The sequence below is a fragment of the Haloferax sp. Atlit-6N genome (assembly GCF_003383195.1).
Taxonomy (GTDB): Archaea; Halobacteriota; Halobacteria; order Halobacteriales; family Haloferacaceae; genus Haloferax; species Haloferax gibbonsii.
This window is the reverse complement of the sequence record NZ_QEQJ01000313.1, coordinates 1-462: the sequence shown is the minus strand read 5'-3', so window position 1 is coordinate 462 and position 462 is coordinate 1. Positions and strand designations below refer to the sequence as shown.

The 462-nt window shown below is 66.0% G+C and carries 1 protein-coding gene; it reads left to right on the top strand.

All coding sequences use genetic code 11. The features are described 5' to 3' along the window. Positions 1-50: 50 nt before the first annotated feature. On the top strand, positions 51-462 hold a 412-nt coding region (locus tag DEQ92_RS22520), incomplete at its 3' end, for an SDR family NAD(P)-dependent oxidoreductase (RefSeq protein WP_394338724.1).

The following is a 462-nucleotide window of genomic DNA, read 5'->3' as shown; positions in this document are numbered from 1 at the left end:
CACTACGGCTTCGAGTCGACGGCCGCGATGAGGCGCAGGTCGAAGCCGCCGTGAGGAGAGCCGGCGACGAAATGGGAAAGATCGACATCCTCGCCAACAACGCCGGGATCTGGAACGTCACCGACCTCGTCGAGATGGCCGAACGCCGGTGGGACGAACTGGTCGACTCGAACCTCAAGGGTGCGTGGCTCTGTGCGAAGCACGTCGGCCAGCACTTCATCAACCGCGGCGAGGGAGGGAGCATCGTCTCGACAGCGTCGACCGCCGGTCTCGTCGGGTCGAAGGGGTCAGGGCACTACGCGGCGGCGAAACACGGCGTCGTCGGATTGACGAAGGCGCTCGCGCTCGAACTCGCCGAGTACGACGTGACCGTCAACGCGGTTGCCCCGACCGGGGTCGCCACGCCGATGATCGACGGAATCCTCGAAACCGTCGGAGAAGGGGCGCTGAACGCCGTCTCAG